Annotated in this window: 16 protein-coding genes and 1 tRNA gene; 7 read left to right on the forward strand and 10 right to left on the reverse strand. The window is 69.7% G+C overall.

Annotation, left to right across the window (positions count from 1 at the left end; all coding sequences use genetic code 11):
• Positions 1-23 precede the first annotated feature (23 nt).
• Positions 24-302, forward strand: a complete 279-nt coding sequence (locus ASC67_RS12965; RefSeq protein ID WP_235566316.1) for a thioredoxin domain-containing protein — start codon at positions 24-26, stop codon at positions 300-302.
• A gap of 43 nt (positions 303-345) precedes the next feature.
• Here ASC67_RS12965 and ASC67_RS12970 read toward each other — a convergent pair whose 3' ends face one another.
• The 7 genes from ASC67_RS12970 to ASC67_RS13000 form a co-directional block, all read right to left on the reverse strand.
• On the reverse strand, positions 346-3,537 hold the full coding sequence (locus tag ASC67_RS12970) for an efflux RND transporter permease subunit (protein ID WP_056321284.1): 3,192 nt from the start codon (positions 3,535-3,537) through the stop codon (positions 346-348).
• Positions 3,534-5,162, reverse strand: a complete 1,629-nt coding sequence (locus ASC67_RS12975) for an efflux RND transporter periplasmic adaptor subunit (RefSeq protein ID WP_056321288.1) — start codon at positions 5,160-5,162, stop codon at positions 3,534-3,536. The genes ASC67_RS12970 and ASC67_RS12975 overlap by 4 nt, the downstream gene beginning before the upstream one ends.
• Positions 5,159-6,355, reverse strand: a complete 1,197-nt coding sequence (locus ASC67_RS12980; RefSeq protein ID WP_235566317.1) for a TolC family protein — start codon at positions 6,353-6,355, stop codon at positions 5,159-5,161. Before ASC67_RS12980 ends, ASC67_RS12975 begins: the two co-directional genes overlap by 4 nt.
• 177 nt (positions 6,356-6,532) lie before the next feature.
• Positions 6,533-6,907: a hypothetical protein gene (locus tag ASC67_RS12985; RefSeq protein ID WP_156466768.1), complete on the reverse strand. Its 375-nt coding sequence runs from the start codon at positions 6,905-6,907 to the stop codon at positions 6,533-6,535.
• Positions 6,908-7,219: 312 nt separating this feature from the next.
• A tRNA-Val gene (locus ASC67_RS12990) sits at positions 7,220-7,296 on the reverse strand.
• A gap of 46 nt (positions 7,297-7,342) precedes the next feature.
• Positions 7,343-9,625: a bifunctional (p)ppGpp synthetase/guanosine-3',5'-bis(diphosphate) 3'-pyrophosphohydrolase gene (locus tag ASC67_RS12995; RefSeq protein ID WP_056321299.1), complete on the reverse strand. Its 2,283-nt coding sequence runs from the start codon at positions 9,623-9,625 to the stop codon at positions 7,343-7,345.
• Positions 9,622-10,512, reverse strand: a complete 891-nt coding sequence (locus ASC67_RS13000) for an alpha/beta fold hydrolase (protein WP_056321300.1) — start codon at positions 10,510-10,512, stop codon at positions 9,622-9,624. The genes ASC67_RS12995 and ASC67_RS13000 overlap by 4 nt, the downstream gene beginning before the upstream one ends.
• A gap of 50 nt (positions 10,513-10,562) precedes the next feature.
• Here ASC67_RS13000 and ASC67_RS13005 point away from each other — a divergent pair, with 50 nt between their 5' ends.
• The gene (locus ASC67_RS13005) at positions 10,563-11,345 is read left to right on the forward strand and encodes a 3-hydroxybutyrate dehydrogenase (protein ID WP_056321303.1); all 783 of its coding nucleotides are present in this window, start codon (positions 10,563-10,565) and stop codon (positions 11,343-11,345) included.
• 54 nt (positions 11,346-11,399) lie between these two features.
• Here ASC67_RS13005 and ASC67_RS13010 read toward each other — a convergent pair whose 3' ends face one another.
• The gene (locus ASC67_RS13010) at positions 11,400-12,131 is read right to left on the reverse strand and encodes an SIMPL domain-containing protein (protein WP_310731985.1); all 732 of its coding nucleotides are present in this window, start codon (positions 12,129-12,131) and stop codon (positions 11,400-11,402) included.
• Positions 12,132-12,342: 211 nt separating this feature from the next.
• On the opposite strand from ASC67_RS13010, the gene ompR reads away from it, so the two are divergent.
• The 3 genes from ompR (at position 12,343) to ppk2 (ending at position 15,613) form a co-directional block, all read left to right on the forward strand.
• On the forward strand, positions 12,343-13,080 hold the full coding sequence (gene ompR / locus ASC67_RS13015) for a two-component system response regulator OmpR (protein ID WP_036235230.1): 738 nt from the start codon (positions 12,343-12,345) through the stop codon (positions 13,078-13,080).
• A 195-nt stretch (positions 13,081-13,275) separates the two neighbouring features.
• Entirely contained in the window at positions 13,276-14,580 is a 1,305-nt protein-coding gene (locus ASC67_RS13020; RefSeq protein WP_056322125.1) for a sensor histidine kinase, read from the forward strand.
• Between the two features lie 100 nt (positions 14,581-14,680).
• Entirely contained in the window at positions 14,681-15,613 is a 933-nt protein-coding gene (gene ppk2 / locus ASC67_RS13025; protein WP_056321310.1) for a polyphosphate kinase 2, read from the forward strand.
• 27 nt (positions 15,614-15,640) lie between these two features.
• Here the strand turns inward: ppk2 and ispF are convergent, their stop codons facing one another.
• Together ispF and ispD are read right to left on the reverse strand one after the other, a co-directional pair.
• Entirely contained in the window at positions 15,641-16,129 is a 489-nt protein-coding gene (gene ispF / locus ASC67_RS13030; protein ID WP_056321312.1) for a 2-C-methyl-D-erythritol 2,4-cyclodiphosphate synthase, read from the reverse strand.
• Positions 16,129-16,842: a 2-C-methyl-D-erythritol 4-phosphate cytidylyltransferase gene (ispD, locus tag ASC67_RS13035; RefSeq protein WP_056321315.1), complete on the reverse strand. Its 714-nt coding sequence runs from the start codon at positions 16,840-16,842 to the stop codon at positions 16,129-16,131. The genes ispF and ispD overlap by 1 nt, the downstream gene beginning before the upstream one ends.
• Positions 16,843-16,926: 84 nt before the next feature.
• On the opposite strand from ispD, the gene mfd reads away from it, so the two are divergent.
• Together mfd and serB are read left to right on the forward strand one after the other, a co-directional pair.
• Positions 16,927-20,406 carry a transcription-repair coupling factor gene (mfd, locus tag ASC67_RS13040; protein ID WP_056321318.1) on the forward strand — a complete coding sequence of 1,160 codons (3,480 nt, stop codon included), beginning with the start codon at positions 16,927-16,929 and terminating at the stop codon, positions 20,404-20,406.
• Positions 20,403-21,128 (forward strand): phosphoserine phosphatase SerB, encoded by a 726-nt coding sequence (serB, locus tag ASC67_RS13045; protein ID WP_404932879.1) that lies wholly within the window; start codon positions 20,403-20,405, stop codon positions 21,126-21,128. The genes mfd and serB overlap by 4 nt, the downstream gene beginning before the upstream one ends.
• Positions 21,129-21,169 lie beyond the last annotated feature (41 nt).

Genomic DNA, 21,169 nt, shown 5'->3' on the forward strand with positions numbered 1-21,169 from the left:
AGTATTAGCCGCTGCTGGAAGCGGTGCTGCAGGCGCAGCCGACCTGGGCCGACCACGGGCGCCCGAACCCCGACCTCACATTCGAGATCGCGAAGTCCGCCGGCCTGGATATCGAGCGGGCGCGGGAGGACATGGCCCGGCCCGAGAAGCAGGCGCTGCTGGCTCACGATGTCGAGGACCTCACCGCCCTGCAGGTGAGCCGGACGCCTACCTTCTTCGTCAACGGCTGCAGCCTGCCCAGCTTTGGGCCGGACCAGCTCGCCGCCCTCGTGGCAGAGGAAGTTGCGAAGGCGAAGCGATAGGCCGACGGCGGCTGGTGATCCGGCAGCCCACCGCCGGTCGTACTCACGCCGCTGACGTCACCGGGTCCGGCATCGAGGCATCGCCGCGATCGGCAGGCGCTTCGCCTGCAGCAGCACGCTTGCGACTTCGCATCAGCCGGTAGATGGCGGGAACGACGAACATCGACAGCAGCGGCGCTGTGACCATGCCGCCGACCATGGGCGCGGCGATGCGTTGCATCACTTCGGAGCCGGTGCCACCGCCGAACATGATCGGCACTAGGCCGGCGATGATGACGGCCACCGTCATGGCCTTGGGCCGCACGCGCAGCACGGCGCCTTCGCGGATGGCATCGAGCAGGTCGGCGTCACCGCCCTGCCCTCGCGCCAGCCGCGCTTCCCAGGCCTGCTTCAGGTACAGCAGCATGATCACGCCGAACTCGGCGGCCACGCCGGCCAGCGCGATGAACCCGATCGCACCGGCCACGCTCAGGTTGTAGCCCAGAAGGTAGAGCAGCCAGAAGCCGCCGATCAGCGCGAAGGGCAGTGTCGCCAGGATCAGCAGCGCCTCGTCGAAGCGCCGGAAGGTCAGGTAGAGCAGCACGAAGATGATGCCCAGCGTGAAGGGCACCACCACCTTCAGCTTGGCCGTCGCACGCTCCAGGAACTCGAACTGCCCCGACCACGAGACCGAGTAGCCGGGCGTCAGCTTCACTTGCTCTGCCACCGCCTTCTGCATGTCGATCACCGCCGACTTCAGGTCGCGCCCGCGGATGTCGACGTAGACGAAGCCCGCCAGGCGCGCGTTCTCGCTGCGCAGCATCGGCGGACCGTCGGTGATGCGCAGCTCGGCCACGTCGGACAGCACGATGCGTGCGCCGCGCGGTGTGAGGACGGGCAGCTGGCGCAGCTTCTGAAGCGAATCGCGGACCTCGCGCGGGTAGCGCACGTTGATCGGGAAGCGCTGCAGGCCTTCCACCGTCTCGCCGACGTTGTCGCCGCCGACCGCGGCGCTGATCACCGACTGCACGTCACTGATGTTCATGCCATAGCGTGCCGCGGCGTCGCGGTTGATGTTCACGTCGACATAGCGCCCGCCAGTCAGCCGCTCGGCCAGTGCACTGCTGACGCCGGGAACGCCCTTCACCGCCTTCTCGATCTCGCCTGCCAGGCGGTCGATCTCGGCCAGGTCGGTGCCGGCCACCTTCACCCCGACCGGGCTCTTGATGCCGGTCGCCAGCATGTCGATGCGGTTGCGGATCGGCGGCACCCAGATGTTGGACAGCCCGGGCACCTTGACGATGCGGTCCAGTTCCTCGACCAGCCGGTCGCTCGTCATACCGTCGCGCCACTGATCCTTCGGCTTGAACTGGATCGTGGTCTCGAACATCTCCATCGGCGCCGGGTCGGTGGCGGTCTCGGCACGACCGGCCTTTCCGTAGACCGACTGGACTTCCGGCAGTGTCTTGATCAGCCGGTCGGTCTGCTGCAGCAGTTCGGCCGCCTTGCCCGCCGACAGGCCCGGCAGCGCGGTCGGCATGTAGAGCAGGTCACCTTCGTCCAGCGGCGGCATGAACTCGCCGCCGATTTTCAGGATCGGCCAGGCGGTGCTGGCGAGCAGCAGCAGCGCGACGGCGATCGTCGTCTTCGGCCAGGCCAGCACACCATCGAGCAGCGGCCGGTAGATCGCGATCAGCGCACGGTTCAACGGGTTGCGCCGCTCGTCCGGAATGCGCCCGCGGATCAGGTAGCCCATCAGCACCGGCACCAGCGTCACCGCGAGGCCAGCCGAGGCCGCCATCGCGTAGGTCTTGGTGTATGCGAGCGGCGAGAACAGCCGACCCTCCTGCGCCTCCAGCGTGAACACCGGGATGAAGCTCAGCGTGATGATCAGCAGCGAGAAGAACAGCGCTGGGCCGACCTCGACCGCCGCGTCGCCCACCACGCGCCACTGCGCTTCTCCCTTCAGGTCCTCGCCCGGGTGGTCGTGCCGCCAGGCCTCGATGTGCTTGTGCGCGTTCTCGATCATCACCACCGCCGCATCGACCATCGCGCCGATGGCAATCGCGATACCGCCGAGCGACATCACGTTCGCATTGACACCCTGGTAGTGCATGACGATGAAGCTGGCCAGGATGCCCAGCGGCAGCGTCACGATGGCCACAAACGCCGAGCGCAGGTGGAACAGGAACACCCCGCAGACCAGCGCCACGACGATGAACTCTTCGATCAGCTTGTGGCTCAGGTTCTCCACGGCGCGCTCGATCAGGCTGGATCGGTCGTAGGTCGGCACGATCTCCACGCCCTTCGGCAGGCTGGCCTGCAGCGACGCGATCTTGGCCTTCACGGCCGCGATGGTCTCCAGCGCGTTCTTGCCCGAGCGCATCACGATCACGCCGCCGGTGGCCTCGCCCTCGCCGTCGAGTTCGCCGATACCGCGGCGCATCTCGGGCCCCACCTGGACGCGCGCGACGTCACCCAGGCGCACGCTGACGCCGGCGTCGGTGGCGCTGAGCGGGATCTTGCGGAAATCGTCCAGCGTTGCCAGCAGGCCCGAGGCGCGCACGACGTACTCGGCCTCGCCGAGTTCCAGCACGGAGCCGCCGGCCTCCTGATTGGCGTTGCGGATCGCATCGATCACCGCGCCGTGCGACACGTTGTAGGCCGCCAGCTTGTCCGGGTCGAGCAGCACCTGGTACTGGCGCACCATGCCGCCGACCGAGGCGACCTCGGCGACGTTGGGCACGGTCTTCAGCTCGTACTTCAGGAACCAGTCCTGCAGCGCGCGCAGCTGTCCGGCGTCCATCGTGCCGCTGCGATCCACCAGCGCGTACTGGTAGATCCAGCCCACGCCGGTCGCATCCGGTCCAAGCGCCGGCTTCGCGGCGGCGGGGAGCCGCCCTTGCACCTGGTTCAGGTACTCCAGCACCCGCGAGCGCGCCCAGTACGGGTCGGTGCCGTCCTCGAACAGCACGTAGACGAAGCTGTCGCCGAAGAACGAGTAGCCGCGAACCACCTTCGCACCTGGCACCGACAGCATCGTCGTCGTCAGCGGATAGGTGACCTGGTTCTCGACGATGCGCGGCGCCTGCCCCGGGTAGGGCGTGCGGATGATGACCTGCACGTCCGACAGGTCGGGCAGCGCATCCAGCGGCGTGCGCTGCACGGCCCACAGGCCCCAGGCGGTGACGATGACGGTCGCCAGCAGCACCAGGAAGCGGTTGACGATGGACCAGCGGATCAGCGCGGCAATCATCGCGACGCTCCCGGGGCGGCGGCGGCAGGCGCAGACGGGGACAGCAACGTCAGCGTGGTCACGGTCGGCCCATCGGTCGGATCGACGTAGAACTCGAAGTCGACGCGGTCACCCACCGCCAGTCCACGCGGCAGCTTGTTAGGCGGCGGCAGCCTGAACTCCATCGTCATCGCGCCCATGCCGACGCTCGGGATCGGGCCGTGACTCAGCGTGACGCTTTCGCGGTCCAGCGACTCGATCAGGCCCTGGGCGCTGTGGCGCTGGGCGGTGTTGGCGGCTGTGGGCGCCGGCTGGTTGTTGAGCCGCGCCTCGACGCCCTTCAGGCTGGCTTCCGAGTCGATCAGGAACTGCGACGAGACGACGACACGCTGGCCCGCCTTCAGGCCGCGCTTGATCTCGGTCTGGCCGCCGGTCTCCAGGCCTGTCTCCACATCGACCGGGGCAAACCGCCCGCCCTCCTCGGCCACCATCACCACCGCGCGCCTGCCGGTCTGGATCACCGCTTCCGTCGGCACCAGCAGTGCCTTGCCCGCGCGGGTGTCCGTGAACTGCATCGTGACGAACAGGCCGGGCACCAACTGACCGCCAGGGTTGGCGAACTGCACGCGCGCCTTAAGCGTGCGCGTGGTCGCGTTCACTTCGGGCAGCAGCGCCTGCACGCTGCCGCGGAACACCGCCCCTGGGACGCCTGGGCTGCGTGCCTCGACCTGGCTGCCGGGGCGCACCAGCGGGGCCTGGCTCTCGGGCAGCTCGGCGAGTGCCCAGACGCTGGCCAGACCGTTGATGCGGGCCAGCATCATCCCCGGGCTCACCGTCATGCCCTCACGAGCCACGAGTTCAGCCACTACGCCGCTCGACGGTGCGACGAGCGTGATGCGTGGCTGCACGGTACCCGCCGCATCGACACGCGCGACCTGCGCTTCGCTCATGCCGGCCAGCAGCAGGCGCTGGCGGGCTGCAGCTGCCAGCCCCGCATCATCCTTCGCGAAGCGCTTGACTGAGAGGTACTCCTCCTGCGCCGCCACCCACTCGGGCACGTAGAGTTCGGCAAAGGGCTGGCCTGCGCGCACGCGATCGAGCGTGGCTCGCACATGCAGCTTCTCGATGTAGCCCGTCGCCCGGGCCTGCAACACCGACTGGTCGCGCTCGTTCCAGGCGATGCTGCCGACGGCGCTGACCATCGGCTGCAGCGTGCCCTCCACGACCTCGGCTGTCCGCACCCCCAGGTTCTGCTGGATGCGCGGGCTCACGGTGACGGTGCCCTGGTCGTCGCCGCCGGCGCCGCCGTAGACCGGCACCAGCATCATGTCCATGAAGGGCGACTTGGCCGGCGCGTCGAAGCGCTTACCGGGCACCATCGGGTCGTGGTAGTAGAGGATGGGCTTGCCGGTGGCAGGATCGATCTCGCCGGCCTTGATGCCGTCCTTGATGTGGCGTCGCGTCGCTGCCTCGCCGGCGGCGATGCTGCTGGTCGGGTCTTCTGCGGCCGGCGAGCCGGATGCAGTAGCTGCTCCGGCGCCCGCCTGGCCCATGCCGCGGTGCATGCCGATCTGGTAGAGCGCAAAGCCGCCCGCGGCCAGCGCGACGGCAACGACGGCCGTCAACAAGGTGTTTCGGGTGTTCATCGTGCCGCCTCCGGCTTGGCTTGGACGCCGCCGTGGGACGGCAGCAGATAGTTCAGTTGAGCCCAGACCCGGGCCCGCTCCATCTCGATGCGCAGGCGTTCCATACGCATCTCCACCTCGCTGCGGCGTGCGTCGAGCACGGCCGGCAACGGACCGGTGCCGCTGCGGTAGGCCACCAGCGCTGCTTCACTGCGCTGGGTCGCCAGCGGCAACAGGGACGCGTCATAGCGACGCAGGCGATCCTCGTGGCTGCGCCACTCCTGGAGCATGGCGCGCACCTCGGCTTCGTGGGCGCGCTGCAGTTCCTCGCGACGGGCTCGCGCCTCGTCGATGCCGGCCAGCCGCGCCGCGAGTTCGCGGTCCTGCCGGTTCTTCTGGTCCCACTGCAGCGGCACCGACAGATTGATCGACACCATGTTGGAGTAGGCCGGGCCACGCTGGCTGTACATCAGCTCGACGCTCCAGTCCGACGATCGCGCGGCACGCGCCACGGCGGCGTCGCTGTCGGCGATGGCCTCTTGCTGCGCTGCAGCGGCGATCTGGGGGTGCTGGGTCAGGTGCTCCGCGAGCGCGCCTTCGGTCCATGCAGGCAGCGTGAGCACAGGACGTGCAGCCAACGGCAGCCGCGTGCCTTCACCCACCCACCGCCCCAGCTGGGTGGTCGCGACCGCGATCTGGCGCTCTGCCTGTGCCAGCTCGTCGCGCAGCTGCTCGACCGATCCGCGCGCCGCGAAAACCTCGGCCTGCGAGCCCTTGCCGCTGCGGTACAGCGTCTCGGCAGCCTGGACCTGGAGTTCTGTCTGGGCAATCTGCGCCTGCAGCAACTCGCGCATCGATTCCAGGTACGAGCGTTCGAGCCAGGCCATCGCGGCGTCCCGCTGCAGGTCTGCGATGGTGGCTTGGCGCGTGACCTTGGCCAGCTCGACATCGCGTTCGGCACGGCGCGTGCGGGCGCTGCGCTTGTCGGCCCGGGTCAGTTCCTGCATGAGGCCGACCGAGCGCATCGTCATGAAGTCGCGGGTGACGCTGTAGCGGTCCGGGCCATCGATCGGCAGGTTGTTGAGGCCGAGCTTGAGCACCGGGTCGGGCAGCTGGCCGGCAGCCGCCGCCATCTCGCGCGCAGCCTGGGCCTGCGACTCGATGGCGCTCACGAGCCGCGAGCGCACGGCAGCTTCGGCGACGGCGCTCTCCAAGGAGAGCGAGGTCTGAGCAAAGGCAGGCGCAGCGCCCAAGGCCAGCCATAGCACGAGCGATGAAGCCAGACGGAGGCCATCTCGCCTCCGGGGCAGGGTCGAAATCATGGGAACTCCTGAAGTCCGGAACCGGGCCGCGGCAGCGCCGCAACCGATCAATCGAGCGACTTCAGGAGATCAAATGCGATAGCAGCAGTGCGCGATGCTGTGGGCGAGCGGCGGAGGTCGGTCACGCAGGCGCTCGCTCTCGGCCCAGGAACTCAGGCCGAGGTCCATCCGTCCATCGACCGAGACGGTGAACAGCGCGGGGAATGCCGTCACCGGCGCGAACACCGCGGGCACGTGATCGACGACCTGCGTGGTCGAGCCGAACTGGCAGTGCTGCATGCACAGCGTCGGCTGTTCGGGATCGAGCGGCACGGCGGCAGCCATCATCTCGGCGCAAGGCATCCCCGCCATCGCTGCAGCGTCGGCGGAGCCGGCCCGCTCGCCAATGGCCGGGCAGGCGTAGGCGGCCACCGCGATCTGCGAGAACAGCAAAGCCATCGACATGATGCCGATGACACGGGCTCGAAGGCGCTGGCTGAAAGTCACGCGGGGACGATAGCTGAAACCACTGGCGCGCGCTCGTTACCGACGAGGACATGCCTCAAGCCGCGGTGCAGCGCCGACGGCGTCTGGCCTGTGCCGATCGGACTCCACGGTCAGCCCGCCGCGAAGGCGCACCGGTAAAGGCGCTCCAGCGCGATCACCGGAGACCCGCAGAGTGCGGACACCCGACACCCGCTTTTTGGTACCTATTTGGTACCGCCAAGAAAAAAGGACTTAGCGTCTCCGCTAAGTCCTTGATTTCCCTACCGAATTTGGTAGGCGCGATTGGACTCGAACCAACGACCCCCACCATGTCAAGGTGGTGCTCTAACCAGCTGAGCTACGCGCCTGAAGGGCAAGAGTCTAGCATGGCCGAAACGGCCTGACGCCCGGCAGTCAGCGGCGGCGCGCGCTGCGCACGCCGCTCACCTGGCACACCGAACCCAGCACGGCCTGCAGCCGCGCGGAATCGGAGATCTCCACCGTGAAGGTCATCCACGCCGTGCCCCTGAGCGACTGCGTGTGCACGCCCACCACGTTCATCTTCTCCTTCGCGAACAGTTCGGAGATGTCGCGCAGCAGGCCTTGCCGGTCCGCCGCCTCCACGGCCACGTCGACCGGGTACACCGCCGGGGCATCACCGCGCGGCCGGCCCCAGGCCACGCCGATCACGCGCTCCGGCGCGCGGCCGGCCATCTGTCGGAAATTGGAGCAGCCGGTGCGGTGGATCGCCACGCCCTTGCCGCGCGTCACGTAGCCGCCGATCGCGTCGGGCGGTGCGGGCCGGCAGCAGCGCGCCAGCGTGGTGAGCAGCGACTCCACGCCGACCACCAGCACGCCGCCCTTGGGCGTGGTGTCGCGGCTCGGTCCGCGGCGCAGGCGCTGGGCCAGCGCCTCGTCGGGGTCGGGCAGCGGCTCGGGCGGACGCAGCAGCGTCTCGATGTTGCGCAGCGAGAACTCGTCCTTGCCCACCACCTCGAACAGCGCCTCGGCGTTGCGGAAGCCCAGCTGCGAAGCCAGTTCGTCGAGCTTGATCGCGGTGCGCCCTTCGCGCTGCAGCAGCTTCTCCACCGCCTCGCGGCCGCGCGCGATGGTGTGCTGCTGGGTCAGCGCGTTGAACCAGGCGCGCACCTTGGTCTTGGCGCGCGAGCTGCGCAGGTAGCCCAGTTCGCCGTTGAGCCAGTCGAGCGACGGCCCGCCCTCCTTCACCGCCACGATCTCCACCGTCTGGCCGCTCGCCAGCGGGGTGTTCAGCGTGACCATCGCGCCGTCGACGCGCGCGCCGCGGCAGCGGTGGCCGAGGTCGGTGTGCAACGTGTAGGCGAAGTCGATCGCCGTCGCGCCGGCCGGCAGCTCGATGATCGCGGCCTGCGGCGTGAAGACGTAGATGCGGTCGTCGAACAGGCCCTGCCCGGGCGCGCTGTCACCGCCCGGCTCCACCAGCTCGCGCTCCCAGGCCAGCAACTGGCGCAGCACGGCCTTGCGGGCCTGCGCCACCTGCTCCTCGAAGTCGCCGCCGGCGCTGACGCCGGCGTAACCGCGCGCGCCGGCTTCCTTGTAGGCCCAGTGGGCGGCGATGCCGCTCTCGGCGTGCTCGTGCATCGCGGTCGTGCGAATCTGGATCTCGATCGGCCGGTCCTGCTCGTCGAGCACCACCGTGTGCAGCGACTGGTAGCCGTTGGCCTTGGGGCGAGCGATGTAGTCGTCGAACTCCTCGGGCAAGGAGCGCCAGAGTTCGTGCACCCGGCCGAGCGTGGCGTAGCAGGCCGGCACGTCGTCGACGATCACGCGCAGCGCCCGCACGTCGAGCACGCGCTCGAAGTCGAGCTGCTTGCCGCGCATCTTCTTCCAGATGCTGTACAGATGCTTCGGCCGCCCCTGCACCTCGGCGTGCACGCCGACCTCGGCCAGCACCGCACCGAGACGGGTGCGGGCGGCCTCGACCACCTGCTCGCGCTCGACGCGCTTTTCGTCGAGCAGGCTGGCGATGCGCCGGTACTCGTCTGGCTGCTGGAAGCGGAAGGCCAGGTCCTCGATCTCCCACTTGATCTGCCAGATACCCAGCCGGTTGGCCAGCGGCGCGAACACCTGCATCGACTCGCGCGCCAGCGCCTGCGGGCAGGCCTGCTTGCTGGCCGCGTAGTAGCGCAGCGTCTGCAGCCGCGAGGCCAGGCGCAGCAGCACCACGCGCAGGTCGCGCGAGAACGCCAGCAGCATCTTGCGCACGCGCTCCACCTGGGCGGCCTGCTGCGCGGCATCGAGCACCGCATCGCCGAGCGCCTCGCGCGCGCTGCGCTGCACCTGCACCAGCTTGCGGGTGTGCGCGACCAGGCTCGCGTAGCTCTCGCCGTAGGCCTTGGCGATCACCTCCTCAGGCTTGGCGAGGTAGTCGCCGGCATAGACGAGGTAGGCCGCGGCCCGCATCGTCGGTGCCGCGCCGATGGCCTGCAGGATCGCCGCCACGCCGTCGGCGTGGGCCAGCGCGTCCTCGCCGGTGTCGAAGCGCTCACCGGCGAGCAAGGGCTCGGCAAAGGCGCGCGCGCGCACCAGTACCGCGTCCTGCGACGCGGCATCGCCGGCCGGCTGCCCGGGGGCGAGCGCCTCCTCGCCGGCCACGTCGCCGGCCAACAACACGATGGGCGCGGTCTCGACGGCCGCGTCCGCGAGACCGGTCTTCATGGCGAGGCGAGGAACTCCTGCACCAGAGCCACCTGGTCGGCGGCGATCAGCGTGGGCGCGTGGCCGACGCCGGCGAGCTCGACCAACCGGGCCTTGGGCCCCCGCTGCGTCATCGCCAACGCGGTCTCGCGCGACAGCAGGTCGGACTCGGCGCCGCGCAGCACGAGCGTGGGGCAGCGCAGGCTGTCGTAGCGCTGCCACAGCATCGCTTCGCCGGCCGCCGCCAGCGCCGGCGTCACCGCCTTGAAGGGCAGGCCGATGCGTGGGTCGTAGTGCGAGACGAAGCCGTCGCCCTGTTCGTCCTGCACCGGCTTGAGCTGCGGTCGCGTCAGCGCCAGCCACTGTTCGCGGCTGTGCGGGCCGAAGCCCTTGGAGATGCTCCACAGGTAGTCGGCCGCCTCGTCGAGGCTGGCGTAGCGCTTGGGCAGCCCGACATAGGTGCCGATGCGCTGGATCGCGTCGGCGCCCAGCGCCGGGCCCACGTCGTTGAGCAGCAGGCGGCGCACCAGCGATGCGCCCGCGCCGTCGCGCAGCGAGGCCACGCCCAGGCCGATCAGGCCGCCCATCGAGGTGCCGACCCAGTCGACCTGCGGTGCGCCGAGGCGCGCCAGCAGCGCCACCATGTCGGACACGTAGGCGGGCACCTGGTAGCCCATCGGGTCGGCCAGCCAGTCGGAGCGACCGCGGCCCGCCACGTCGGGGCAGATGACGCGGTAGTCGGCCGCCAGCGCCCGGGCCAGCGTGTCGAAGTCGCGCCCCTGGCGGGTCAGCCCGTGCACGCAGACGACGACACGCGGGTTGTCGCGTTCGCCCCACTCCCAATAGGCCATGCGGTGCAGGCCCTGGGTGTCCAGGCACGGAACAAAGTCGAGTCGGGGGTCGGTCATAGGGTTTCCTCTCGATAATGATCCTACCCAACGCAAGGAGCACCCGGATCATGTTGAACAGCAAGACCGCACTCGTCACCGGTTCGACCAGCGGAATCGGCCTCGGCATCGCGATCGTCCTGGCGCGCCACGGCGCCAATGTCATCCTCAACGGCTTCGGCGACAGCGCGGGGCCGAAGGCCGAGGTGCTGGCCGCCGGCAAGGCCCACGGCATCAAGGTGGGCTACCACGGCGCCGACATGAGCAAGGCGGCCGAGATCGAGGCCCTGATGGCCTACGCGGCAGCCGATTTCGGCGGCGTCGACATCCTGGTCAACAACGCCGGCATCCAGCACGTGGCCAACGTCGAGGACTTCCCCGTCGCCAAGTGGGACGCGATCATCGCGATCAACCTGAGCTCGGCCTTCCACACCACCCGGCTGGCGATCCCGCAGATGCGCAAGAAGAACTGGGGCCGCGTCCTCAACATCGCCTCGGCCCACGGCCTGGTGGCCTCGGCCGGCAAGAGCGCCTACGTGGCGGCCAAGCACGGCCTCGTCGGCTTCACCAAGTCGATCGCGCTGGAGACCGCGACCACCGGCATCACCGTCAACGCGATCTGCCCGGGCTGGGTGCTGACGCCGCTGGTGCAGAAGCAGATCGACGACCGCTCGGCCCGCGAAGGCATCGCGGTGTCGCAGGCCGAGAAGGAGCTGCTGGGCGAGAAGCAACCGTCGCTTCAGTTCACGACGCCCGAGCAGCTGGGCGAGATGGCCGTCTTCCTGTGCTCGGACGCCGCATCCAACGTCAAGGGCCAGGCCTGGGCGATGGATGGGGGGTGGACCGCCCAGTAGCGGCCCCTCACCCCGACCCTCTCCCTGCGAGCGGGGAGAGGGAGTTCACGCCGCTCAGCGCGTGAGCTGCACGCTGCCGCTCACCGTCGCGCTGATCGTGCCCTTGCCGGGCTCCACCGGCACCGGCGCGTCCGAAGCCATCGACATCTCGTTCTTCGCGCGGTAGAGCACCGGGCGCGGCCCGCCGCCGCTGTCGGCCGTCTGCACGTTCACCTCGCGCAGCGCGTAGCCGGCGTAGCCGAACTGCTTGGCCAGCTCGGTGGCCTTGGCGCGGTACTTCTGGATCGCCTGGCCGGTGACGTCGCTCTCGTGCTTCTCGGCCAGTTCACGCGAGATGCTGTAGCCCACGCTGCTGACGTTCATGCCGGCCAGGCGCCCGGCGGTCTGCGCCACGCGCTCGCTGTCCTTGCCTTCGAGCACCAGTTCGGCCTGGCCCTGCCAGCCGCTGATGCGGCCGTCCTTGCCGTAGCGCGGATAGAGCGAGAAGTTGCCGGTGCGCACGTCCAGTGCGCCGGGTTGGGCGGCCTTCTTGGCTTCCGTCAGCGCCGCGTCGAGCAGCTTCTTCAGCTGCGCCTGCACGGCCGCGGCGTCGTTGCCGTCGCGCACCGCCTGCAGCGTGATGCCGAGCAGGTCCTTGGTGACCTCGATGCTCGCGGTGGTGGTGAAGCTGACGAGGTTCTCGCGCGGTGCTGCATCGGCCGCATGCGCGGCAGGCAGCGAGACCGCCAGTGCGGCGGCCGCCAGGGAAGCGGCGACAACAGGCCGGCGCATCAATCGATCGATCACGGGAAGTCCTTTCAAGTGCGGGAGAGTCCGGCGCGCCGCGGTGCTTGAGCGGGCGCGTCGACACCACTGTGGCACAGCGCCGCCGGCATGCTCGCAACACCGCTTGCGCTCTCGAATCCGCAAGGCGCAAGATATGTAACAGCGGGAAAGGCGGTCCGTTTCACTCGGTTTCGTTGCGCACAATGCCGCTGTTACAAATGCAGGAGAGCCTATGAATGCAACCGCCAACAGCCAACGCCCGGACCGCATCGTCGTCGTCGACGACGATGCCCGCATCCGCGACCTGCTGCGCCGCTATCTGACGCAGGAAGGCTTCGAGGTGCTGCTGGCCGAGGATGCCAAGGCGCTCAACCGCGTGATGACGCGCGACACCATCGACCTGATCGTGCTCGACCTGATGCTGCCCGGCGAGGACGGCCTGTCCATCTGCCGCCGGCTGCGCGCCAACAACGACACCACGCCCATCATCATGCTGACCGCGAAGGTCGAGGACGTGGACCGCATCGTCGGCCTCGAGGTCGGTGCCGACGACTACCTGCCCAAGCCCTTCAACCCGCGCGAGCTGCTGGCCCGCATCAATGCCGTGCTGCGCCGCCGCCCCACGCTGGAGGCCCCCGGCGCGCCGGCCAAGGAAGCGCAGACCGTCAGCTTCGGCCCCTTCGAGTTCGACCTGGCGCTGCGCCGCCTGACCAAGGACGGCGAGCAGATCGCGCTGACCACCGGCGAGTTCTCGATGTTGAAGGCGCTGGTGCGCCACCCGCGTCAGCCGCTGTCGCGCGACAAGCTGGCCCAGCTGGCCCGCGGCCGCGAGTTCGAGCCCTTCGACCGCAGCCTCGATGTTCAGATCTCGCGCCTGCGCAAGATGATCGAGCCCGATCCGGCCCAGCCGCGCTACATCCAGACCGTCTGGGGCGTGGGCTACGTGTTCGTGCCGGACGGCGCGGCTTGAAGCATTCGACACCCCTCGTTGCCCGGCCCTCGATGAGAACCGCCCATGGTTGACCCGCTCGTCTCGAACGAACGGGTGCGGCGGGCCTCGCGCGGCACCGCGCGGACTCCCCAGCAGCATCGCGCCCGCCTCTCGGCAGAGCGGGCCGCGGCCGAGGCGGAGGCCGACGACTGGCATCTGCTACCGCGCTTCGCGATGACGCTGTTCTGGCGCACCTTCATCCTCCTCGCGCTGCTGCTGTGCGGCGGCATCTTCGCGTGGATGCAGACCTTCCGCGCGCTGGAGTTCGAGCCGCGCGCGGTGCAGGCGGCGCGCCAGATCGCCAGCCTGGTGAACCTCTCGCGCGCGGCGATGCGCTACGCCGATGCGATCAACCGCGTGACGCTGGTCAAGACGATGAGCGACCAGGAGTCGGTCAAGATCGTGCCGCGCGAGCCCAAGGACAAGTACGAGCCCTTCGAGGTCGACCGCTTCAGCCGCGCCGTGGGCCAGGAGCTGCGCTCGCGGCTCGGGCCGGACACGCTGGTGGCCAACAGCGTCAACGGCGTCTCGGGCCTGTGGGTCGGTTTCAACATCGAGCACGACCCCTACTGGCTGCAGGCCGACCCGAAGCGCGTCGAAGCCGTCGCGGGCAGCACCTACTTCGTCTGGACGAGCATCGCGCTGATCGCCACGCTGCTGGCGTCGGCGGTGATCGCCGGTCTGATCAACCGGCCGCTGAAGGAGCTGTCGTTCGCGGCCAGCCGCATCCGCGACGGCGAGTTCGAGTCGCGCCTCGACGAGCAGACCATGACCAGCGAGATCCGCGAGGTCAACATGGGCTTCAACCGCATGGCGCGCGAACTCGCGAAGGTGGAGGAAGACCGCGCGGTCATGCTGGCCGGCATCAGCCACGACCTGCGCACGCCGCTGGCGCGCATGCGGCTGGAAGCGGAGATGAGCGTCGTCGACGAGGAGGCCAAGCGCAACATGGCGGCCGACATCGACCAGCTCGACGCCATCATCGACAAGTTCATGGACTACGCGCGGCCCGGCGAGGTGAAGCTGGTGCCGGTGCACCTGAGCAGCGTGGTCGACCGCGAGATCTCGGCCTTCCGCGACCCGACGCAGATCCGCATCGAGTCGCGCGTGGCGATCGACACCCGCGTCATGGCCGACGACACCGAACTCGGCCGCGTGCTCGGCAACCTGTTCGAGAACGCCCGCCGCTACGGCCGCTCCACCGACGGCATCGCCTACGTGGTGGTCAGCTACGCGCGCACTGGGCCGTGGGTGATCGTCAGCGTGCGCGACCACGGGCCGGGCGTGCCGCAGCAGAAGCTCGCGCAGCTGACCACGCCGTTCTACCGTGGCGACGCCGCCCGCACCGCCGCCACCGGCGCCGGGCTCGGCCTGGCCATCGTCGAGAAGGCGGTGCAGCGCATGGGCGGCAGCTTCGAGATCGCCAATGCGAGCGATGGCGGCTTCATCGCGCACATCCGGCTGAAGCGGGCGCCGTAGACGCGGCCGCGCGGCCCGTCACGAAACGGTCACGAGAACCGGGCACGCTCGGCGGGGACGCTCGCGTACTCCCGCCCGCAACTTCCCGCCTGCCCCACCCATGAGCCTCAACGACCGGACCGATCACGACGACGACCTGATACAGCGCCTCCACCGCGATCTCGTCGACAGCTACGACGAAGAGCTCGAGATGGAGATCGACGACCGCGACCTCGTGTCGCCGTCCGGCGTGCCGAGCGATGCCGAGCGTGAGGCCCAGCGCCTGGAGCGCAGCCGCTACTTCCGCGAGCTGCTGCGCCTGCAGAGCGAGTTGGTGAAGCTGCAGGACTGGGTGGCCACCACCAAGCATCGCGTCGTCATCCTGTTCGAAGGGCGCGACTCGGCCGGCAAGGGCGGCGCCATCAAGCGCATCACGCAACGGCTCAACCCACGCGTGTGCCGGGTCGTCGCGCTGCCGGCGCCGAACGACCGCGAGCGCACGCAGTGGTATTTCCAGCGCTATGTGTCGCACCTGCCGGCCGGCGGCGAGATCGTGCTGTTCGACCGCAGCTGGTACAACCGCGCCGGCGTCGAGAAGGTCATGGGCTTCTGCAGCGAGGCCGACGTGGAGGAGTTCTTCCGCTCGGTACCCGAGTTCGAGAAGATGCTGGTGCGCTCGGGCATCCAGCTCATCAAGTACTGGTTCTCGATCACCGACGAGGAACAGCACCTGCGCTTCCTCGGCCGTATCCATGATCCGCTGAAGCAGTGGAAGCTCAGCCCGATGGACCTGGAATCGCGCCGCCGCTGGGAGGAGTACACCAAGGCCAAGGAGACGATGCTGGAACGCACCCACATCCCCGAGGCGCCCTGGTGGGTGGTGCAGGCGGTGGACAAGAAGCGCGCGCGGCTCAACTGCATCGCCCACCTGCTGGGCCAGATGCCCTACCACGAGGTCGAGCGCCCGACGGTCACACTGCCGGAGCGCGTGCGGCATGCGGACTACCTGCGCCACCCGGTGCCCGAGCACATGATCGTGCCCGAGATCTATTGAGGACTTGAGCCCTCTTGAGGGTGAGGGTCACGCGCGCAGCAGCAGGCAGACCGCGCGCGCCTCGATCGCCTCGCCGCGCCCGACCGGGCCCATCTTCTCGGCCGTCTTCGCCTTCACGTTGACCTGCGACGCCGCCACGCCCAGGCAGGCGGCGATGCGCTCGACCATCGCCGGAATGTGCGGCGCCATCTTCGGCGCCTGCGCGACGATGGTGGCGTCGACGTTGCCCACCACCCAGCCCGCCTCGCGCACCCGCTTCGCCGCCTCGGCCAGCAACGCGCCCGAGTCGGCGCCGGCGAAGCGCGCGTCGGTGTCGGGGAAATGGCGGCCGATGTCGCCCAGCGCCGCGGCGCCGAGCAGCGCGTCGGTGATCGCGTGCAGCAGCGCGTCGGCATCGGAATGGCCGAGCAGGCCGTGGCTGTGCGGGATCTCGACGCCGCCGAGGACGAGCTTGCGGCCGGCGACCAGCGCATGCGTGTCCCAGCCCTCGCCGATGCGGAACGGAAGGGGATTCATCAGCGCGTCCTCAGCAGTCGTTCGGCCAGCGCGAAATCGGCCGGCCAGGTGAGCTTGAAATTCTCCAGCGCTCCCGGCACCAGCCGCGGCGCATGGCCCAGCGCCTCGAGCGCGCTCGCCTCGTCGGTGACGGCGTCGCCGGCGGCGATCAGCGCCTCGTGCAGCAGGCCCAGGCGGAACATCTGCGGCGTCTGTGCCTGCCACATCGCGCGCCGCTCGACGGTGGCCGCGACGCGGCCCTCGCCGGGGCCGGTGCCTTCGCGCTTGAGCGTGTCGGCCACCGGCAGCGCGAGCAGGCCGCCGACCGCGTCGCCCTCGCAGGCGACGATCAGGCGCTCCACGTCCGCGGGCTGCAGCAGGCAGCGCGCCGCGTCGTGCACCAGCACCCAGTCGTCGTCGCGTGCGCCGCGCCCGGCCAGCGCCTGCAGCCCATTGAGAACGCTGGCCGCGCGCGTGACGCCGCCGACGCGCGCCACCCAGGCCTGCGCCGCGGGGGCATGGGCTTCGAACTCCCGGTCGTCGAGTGCGACGACGACCAGCGTGCCGGACAGACGTGGCACGCGCGCCAGCGCCGCCAGCGTGTGCGCGACGACGGTCCGGCCGGCGATCTCGCGGTACTGCTTGGGCCCACCTGCACCGGCCCGTTCGCCGACGCCGGCACAGGGCACGAGCGCGTAGCACCGCGGGGACTCGGGAGCGTGATTCGGGGTCATCGTGTGCCGATTCTAGAATTCACCCCGTGGATCGCCCCGCCTGCTCCCGCGGCGGGGCGATCTGCTTTCGACTTTCTTCACCGCATGGACCTTCCCGCCCTCGTTCCCGGCAAGCGCTACACCCTGCCCCGCCCGATCGGCTCGGCCGACGCGCTGCTGCTTGCGCGTTTCGCAGAACAGCGCGCCGCGCAGCGGCAGATCACCGCCATCGTCAGCGCCGAACCGGCCGACACGCAGCGGCTGCAGGACGAGCTGGCGTTCTTCGCGCCGGCGCTGCGCATCGCCGTGTTCCCCGACTGGGAGACGCTGCCCTACGACAGCTTCTCGCCCCACCAGGACCTGATCTCCGAGCGGCTGGCCACGCTGTGGCGCATCCTGCACGCACGCGGCGAGGGCGCGATCGACGTGGTGCTGATGCCGGCCACCACGGCGCTGCTGCGCCTCGCGCCACCGGCCTTCCTGGCGGCCTACACCTTCCACTTCGCGCAGAAGCAGAAGCTCGACGAGGCCGCGCTGAAGGCCCAGCTCACGCTCGCCGGCTACCAGCATGTGAGCCAGGTGGTGTCGCCCGGCGAGTACGCGGTGCGCGGCGGCCTGATCGACCTGTTCCCGATGGGCTCGCCGGTGCCCTACCGGGTGGACCTGTTCGACAACGAGGTCGATTCGATCCGCACCTTCGACCCCGACAGCCAGCGCAGCCTCTACCCGGTGCCCGAGGTGCGGCTGCTGCCGGGCCGCGAGTTCCCGATGGACGAGGCGGCGCGCACTGCCTTCCGCGCCCGCTGGCGCGAGAAGATGGAGGGCGACCCGAGCCGCTCGCGCCTCTACAAGGACATGGGCACCGGCCTGGCCGGCCCCGGCATCGAGTTCTACCTGCCGCTGTTCTTCGACGAGACCGCGACGGTGTTCGACTACCTCGGCGCCGCGGCCCAGCTGGTGCTGCACGGCGAGGTCGACACCGCGCTGAACAAGTTCTGGGGCGAGACGCGGGAACGCCACCGCTTCCTGCAGCACGACCCCGAGCGGCCGATCCTGGCGCCGCAGGAGATCTACCTGCCGCCCGAGGCCTTCTTCGCGCGATGCAACGAGCATGCGCAACTCTCGCTGCGCGGCAGCGATCCTGTGGAATGGGCCCGTCCGCTGCCCGATCTGTCCGTCGAGCGCGGCACGCCCGACCCGCTGCGCAAGCTGGAGCAGCACCTCGCGAGGCAGGGCACCGATGCCGCCGGCCCGCGCGTGCTGCTCGTCGCCGAGAGCGAGGGACGGCGCGAGAGCCTGCTCGAGCTGCTGCGTGATCACCGACTCGAGCCGCCGACGGTCGCATCGCTCGCGGACTTCGAGGCCGGCAACCACCGCTACGCGATCACCGTCGCGCCGCTGGCGAGCGGCTTCTACTGGGTCCGCGGGGCGGGCGGGCCCGGCATCCAGTTCGTCACCGAGACCGAGCTGTTCGACGCCGCGCCCACGGTGCGCCGGCGCCGCAAGCAGGAGCAGACCAGCGACGTCGACGCGCTGATCAAGGACCTGTCGGAGCTGAAGGTCGGCGACCCGGTGGTGCACGCCAACCACGGCATCGGCCGCTACGTGGGGCTGGTCAACATCGACCTGGGCGACGGGCCGAGCGAGTTCCTGCACCTCGAGTACGCCGACAAGGCGACGCTCTACGTGCCGGTCGCGCAGCTGCAGCTCATCAGCCGCTACACCGGCGTCAGCGCCGAGGAGGCGCCGCTGCACCGGCTGGGCTCCGGCCAGTGGGAGAAAGCGAAGCGCAAGGCCGCCGAGCAGGTGCGCGACACCGCCGCCGAGCTGCTGAACCTGTATGCGCGCCGCGCGGCCCGCGAGGGCCATGCGTTCCGCTTCTCCCCGCAGGATTACGAAGCCTTCGCCGCCAGCTTCGGCTTCGAGGAGACGGCCGACCAGCGTGCCGCGATCCACGCGGTGATCCAGGACATGATCAGCCCGAAGCCGATGGACCGGCTGGTGTGCGGCGACGTCGGCTTCGGCAAGACCGAGGTGGCGCTGCGCGCCGCCTTCGTCGCCGTCACCGGTGGCAAGCAGGTGGCGCTGCTGGCGCCCACCACGCTGCTGGCCGAGCAGCACTACTCGAACATCGCCGACCGCTTCGCCAAATGGCCGATCAAGGTGGCCGAGATGTCGCGCTTCCGCTCTGCCAAGGAGATCAAGGCGGCGATGGCCGGGCTGGCCGAGGGCACGATCGACATCGTCATCGGCACCCACAAGCTGCTGAGCCAGGACACCAAGTTCGCCAACCTCGGCCTGCTGATCATCGACGAGGAGCACCGCTTCGGCGTGCGCCACAAGGAGGCGATGAAGGCGCTGCGCGCCGAGGTCGACGTGCTGACGCTCACCGCCACACCGATCCCGCGCACGCTGGGCATGGCGCTCGAGGGCCTGCGCGACCTGAGCGTGATCGCCACCGCACCGCAGCGGCGGCTGGCCATCAAGACCTTCGTGCGCGGTGAATCCAACGGCACCATCCGCGAGGCGGTGATGCGCGAGTTGAAGCGCGGCGGCCAGGTCTACTTCCTGCACAACGAGGTCGAGACCATCGAGAACCGCCGCCGCGCCCTCGGCGAGCTGCTGCCGGAGGCCCGCATCGCCGTCGCCCACGGCCAGATGCCCGAGCGCGAGCTGGAGCGGGTGATGCGCGAGTTCGTGGCGCAGAAGCACAACCTGCTGCTGTGCTCGACCATCATCGAGACCGGCATCGACGTGCCCACCGCCAACACCATCGTGATGAGCCGCGCCGACAAGTTCGGCCTGGCGCAGCTGCACCAGCTGCGCGGGCGCGTCGGCCGCTCGCACCACCAGGCCTACGCCTACCTGCTGGTGCCCGACGTGGAGGGCCTCACCAAGCAGGCCGCGCAGCGCCTGCAGGCGATCCAGGACATGGAGGAGCTGGGCTCGGGCTTCTACCTCGCGATGCACGACCTGGAGATCCGTGGCGCCGGCGAGGTGCTGGGCGAGAACCAGAGCGGCAACATGATGGAGGTCGGCTTCCAGCTCTACAACGAGATGCTGTCCACCGCGGTGCGCGAGATGAAGGCCGGCCGCGAGCCCGACCTGCTGAACCCGGTGAACGTGGCGACCGAGGTCAACCTGCACGCCCCCGCGCTGCTGCCCGACGCCTACTGCGGCGACGTGCACGTGCGCCTGTCGCTCTACAAGCGGCTGGCCACCGCCGACAAGCTCGACAAGATCGACACCATGCTCGAGGAGATCGTCGACCGCTTCGGCAAGCTGCCGGCCCAGGCCCAGACGCTGTTCGACGTGCACCGCCTTCGCGTGCAGGCGCGCGCCTACGGCGTGCTCAAGATCGACGCCGGCCCGCAGGCCATGAGCATCGGCTTCCGGCCCAATGCGCCGGTCGACGCGATGCGCATCATCGAGCTGGTGCAGAAGAACCGCCACATCAAGCTGGCCGGCAACGACAAGCTGCGCATCGAGAAGGCCCTGCCCGACCCGATGGCGCGCGCCCAGTTCATCCGCGACGTGCTGCGCTCGCTAGGGCCTGTTAACGCTACCCCCATCGTTCCCGCATGAGCATGCTCCCTCCCTCCGAGTTCGCCCCGGGCCTGACGGTGCAGCGCATCGCGCCGCCGCTGAAGCTGTCCGACTTTGGCCTGATCGCCTTCGACATGGACTCGACGCTGATCAACATCGAGTGCGTCGACGAGATCGCCGACGCGGCCGGCCGCAAGGCCGAGGTCGCGGCCATCACCGAGGCTGCGATGCGCGGCGAGATTGCCGACTACAAGGACAGCCTGCGCCGACGCGTGGCGCTGCTGAAGGGTGTGCCGGTGGCGGCGATGCAGCAGGTGATCGACCGGCGACTGCAGCTCAATCCCGGCGCCGAGACGCTGGTGCAGGCCTGCCGGGCTGCGGGCCTGAAGACCTTGCTGGTCTCCGGCGGCTTCACCTTCTTCAGCGACCACGTGCGCGACCGGCTGGGCCTCGACTTCACCCGCAGCAACGTGCTCGAGGTGGCCGACGGCGCCCTCACCGGCCGCCTGGTGGACCAGCACTGGGGCGACATCTGCGACGGCGAGGAGAAGCGAAAGATGCTGCTCGCCACCTGCGCGCAACTGGGCCTCGCACCCTCGCGCGCGATCGCGATGGGCGACGGCGCCAACGACCTGCCGATGATGGGCGCCGCCGGTCTGTCGGTGGCCTACCACGCCAAGCCCGCGGTGCGGGCGCAGGCGATGGTGTCGATCGAACAGGGCGGGCTGGACCGCCTGCTCGAGGTGGCGTCGCCGGGCTGAGCGCCGCCCCTTCGCAGGGCGCGCCGGTTCGATCCGGCAGG

This window comes from Methylibium sp. Root1272 (genome assembly GCF_001425905.1).
GTDB lineage: Bacteria > Pseudomonadota > Gammaproteobacteria > Burkholderiales > Burkholderiaceae_C > Methylibium.

Bases quoted from the DNA above. Each gene is read 5' to 3' on its own strand.
- ASC67_RS12970 (WP_056321284.1), bottom strand. From the start codon at position 3,537: ATGATTGCCGCGCTGATCCGCTGGTCCATCGTCAACCGCTTCCTGGTG.
- ASC67_RS12975 (WP_056321288.1), bottom strand. From the start codon at position 5,162: ATGAACACCCGAAACACCTTGTTGACGGCCGTCGTTGCCGTCGCGCTG.
- ASC67_RS12985 (WP_156466768.1), bottom strand. From the start codon at position 6,907: ATGTCGATGGCTTTGCTGTTCTCGCAGATCGCGGTGGCCGCCTACGCC.
- ASC67_RS12995 (WP_056321299.1), bottom strand. From the start codon at position 9,625: ATGAAGACCGGTCTCGCGGACGCGGCCGTCGAGACCGCGCCCATCGTG.
- ASC67_RS13000 (WP_056321300.1), bottom strand. From the start codon at position 10,512: ATGACCGACCCCCGACTCGACTTTGTTCCGTGCCTGGACACCCAGGGC.
- ASC67_RS13005 (WP_056321303.1), top strand. From the start codon at position 10,563: ATGTTGAACAGCAAGACCGCACTCGTCACCGGTTCGACCAGCGGAATC.
- ompR (WP_036235230.1), top strand. From the start codon at position 12,343: ATGAATGCAACCGCCAACAGCCAACGCCCGGACCGCATCGTCGTCGTC.
- ASC67_RS13020 (WP_056322125.1), top strand. From the start codon at position 13,276: ATGACGCTGTTCTGGCGCACCTTCATCCTCCTCGCGCTGCTGCTGTGC.
- ppk2 (WP_056321310.1), top strand. From the start codon at position 14,681: ATGAGCCTCAACGACCGGACCGATCACGACGACGACCTGATACAGCGC.
- ispF (WP_056321312.1), bottom strand. From the start codon at position 16,129: ATGAATCCCCTTCCGTTCCGCATCGGCGAGGGCTGGGACACGCATGCG.
- ispD (WP_056321315.1), bottom strand. From the start codon at position 16,842: ATGACCCCGAATCACGCTCCCGAGTCCCCGCGGTGCTACGCGCTCGTG.
- mfd (WP_056321318.1), top strand. From the start codon at position 16,927: ATGGACCTTCCCGCCCTCGTTCCCGGCAAGCGCTACACCCTGCCCCGC.
- serB (WP_404932879.1), top strand. From the start codon at position 20,403: ATGAGCATGCTCCCTCCCTCCGAGTTCGCCCCGGGCCTGACGGTGCAG.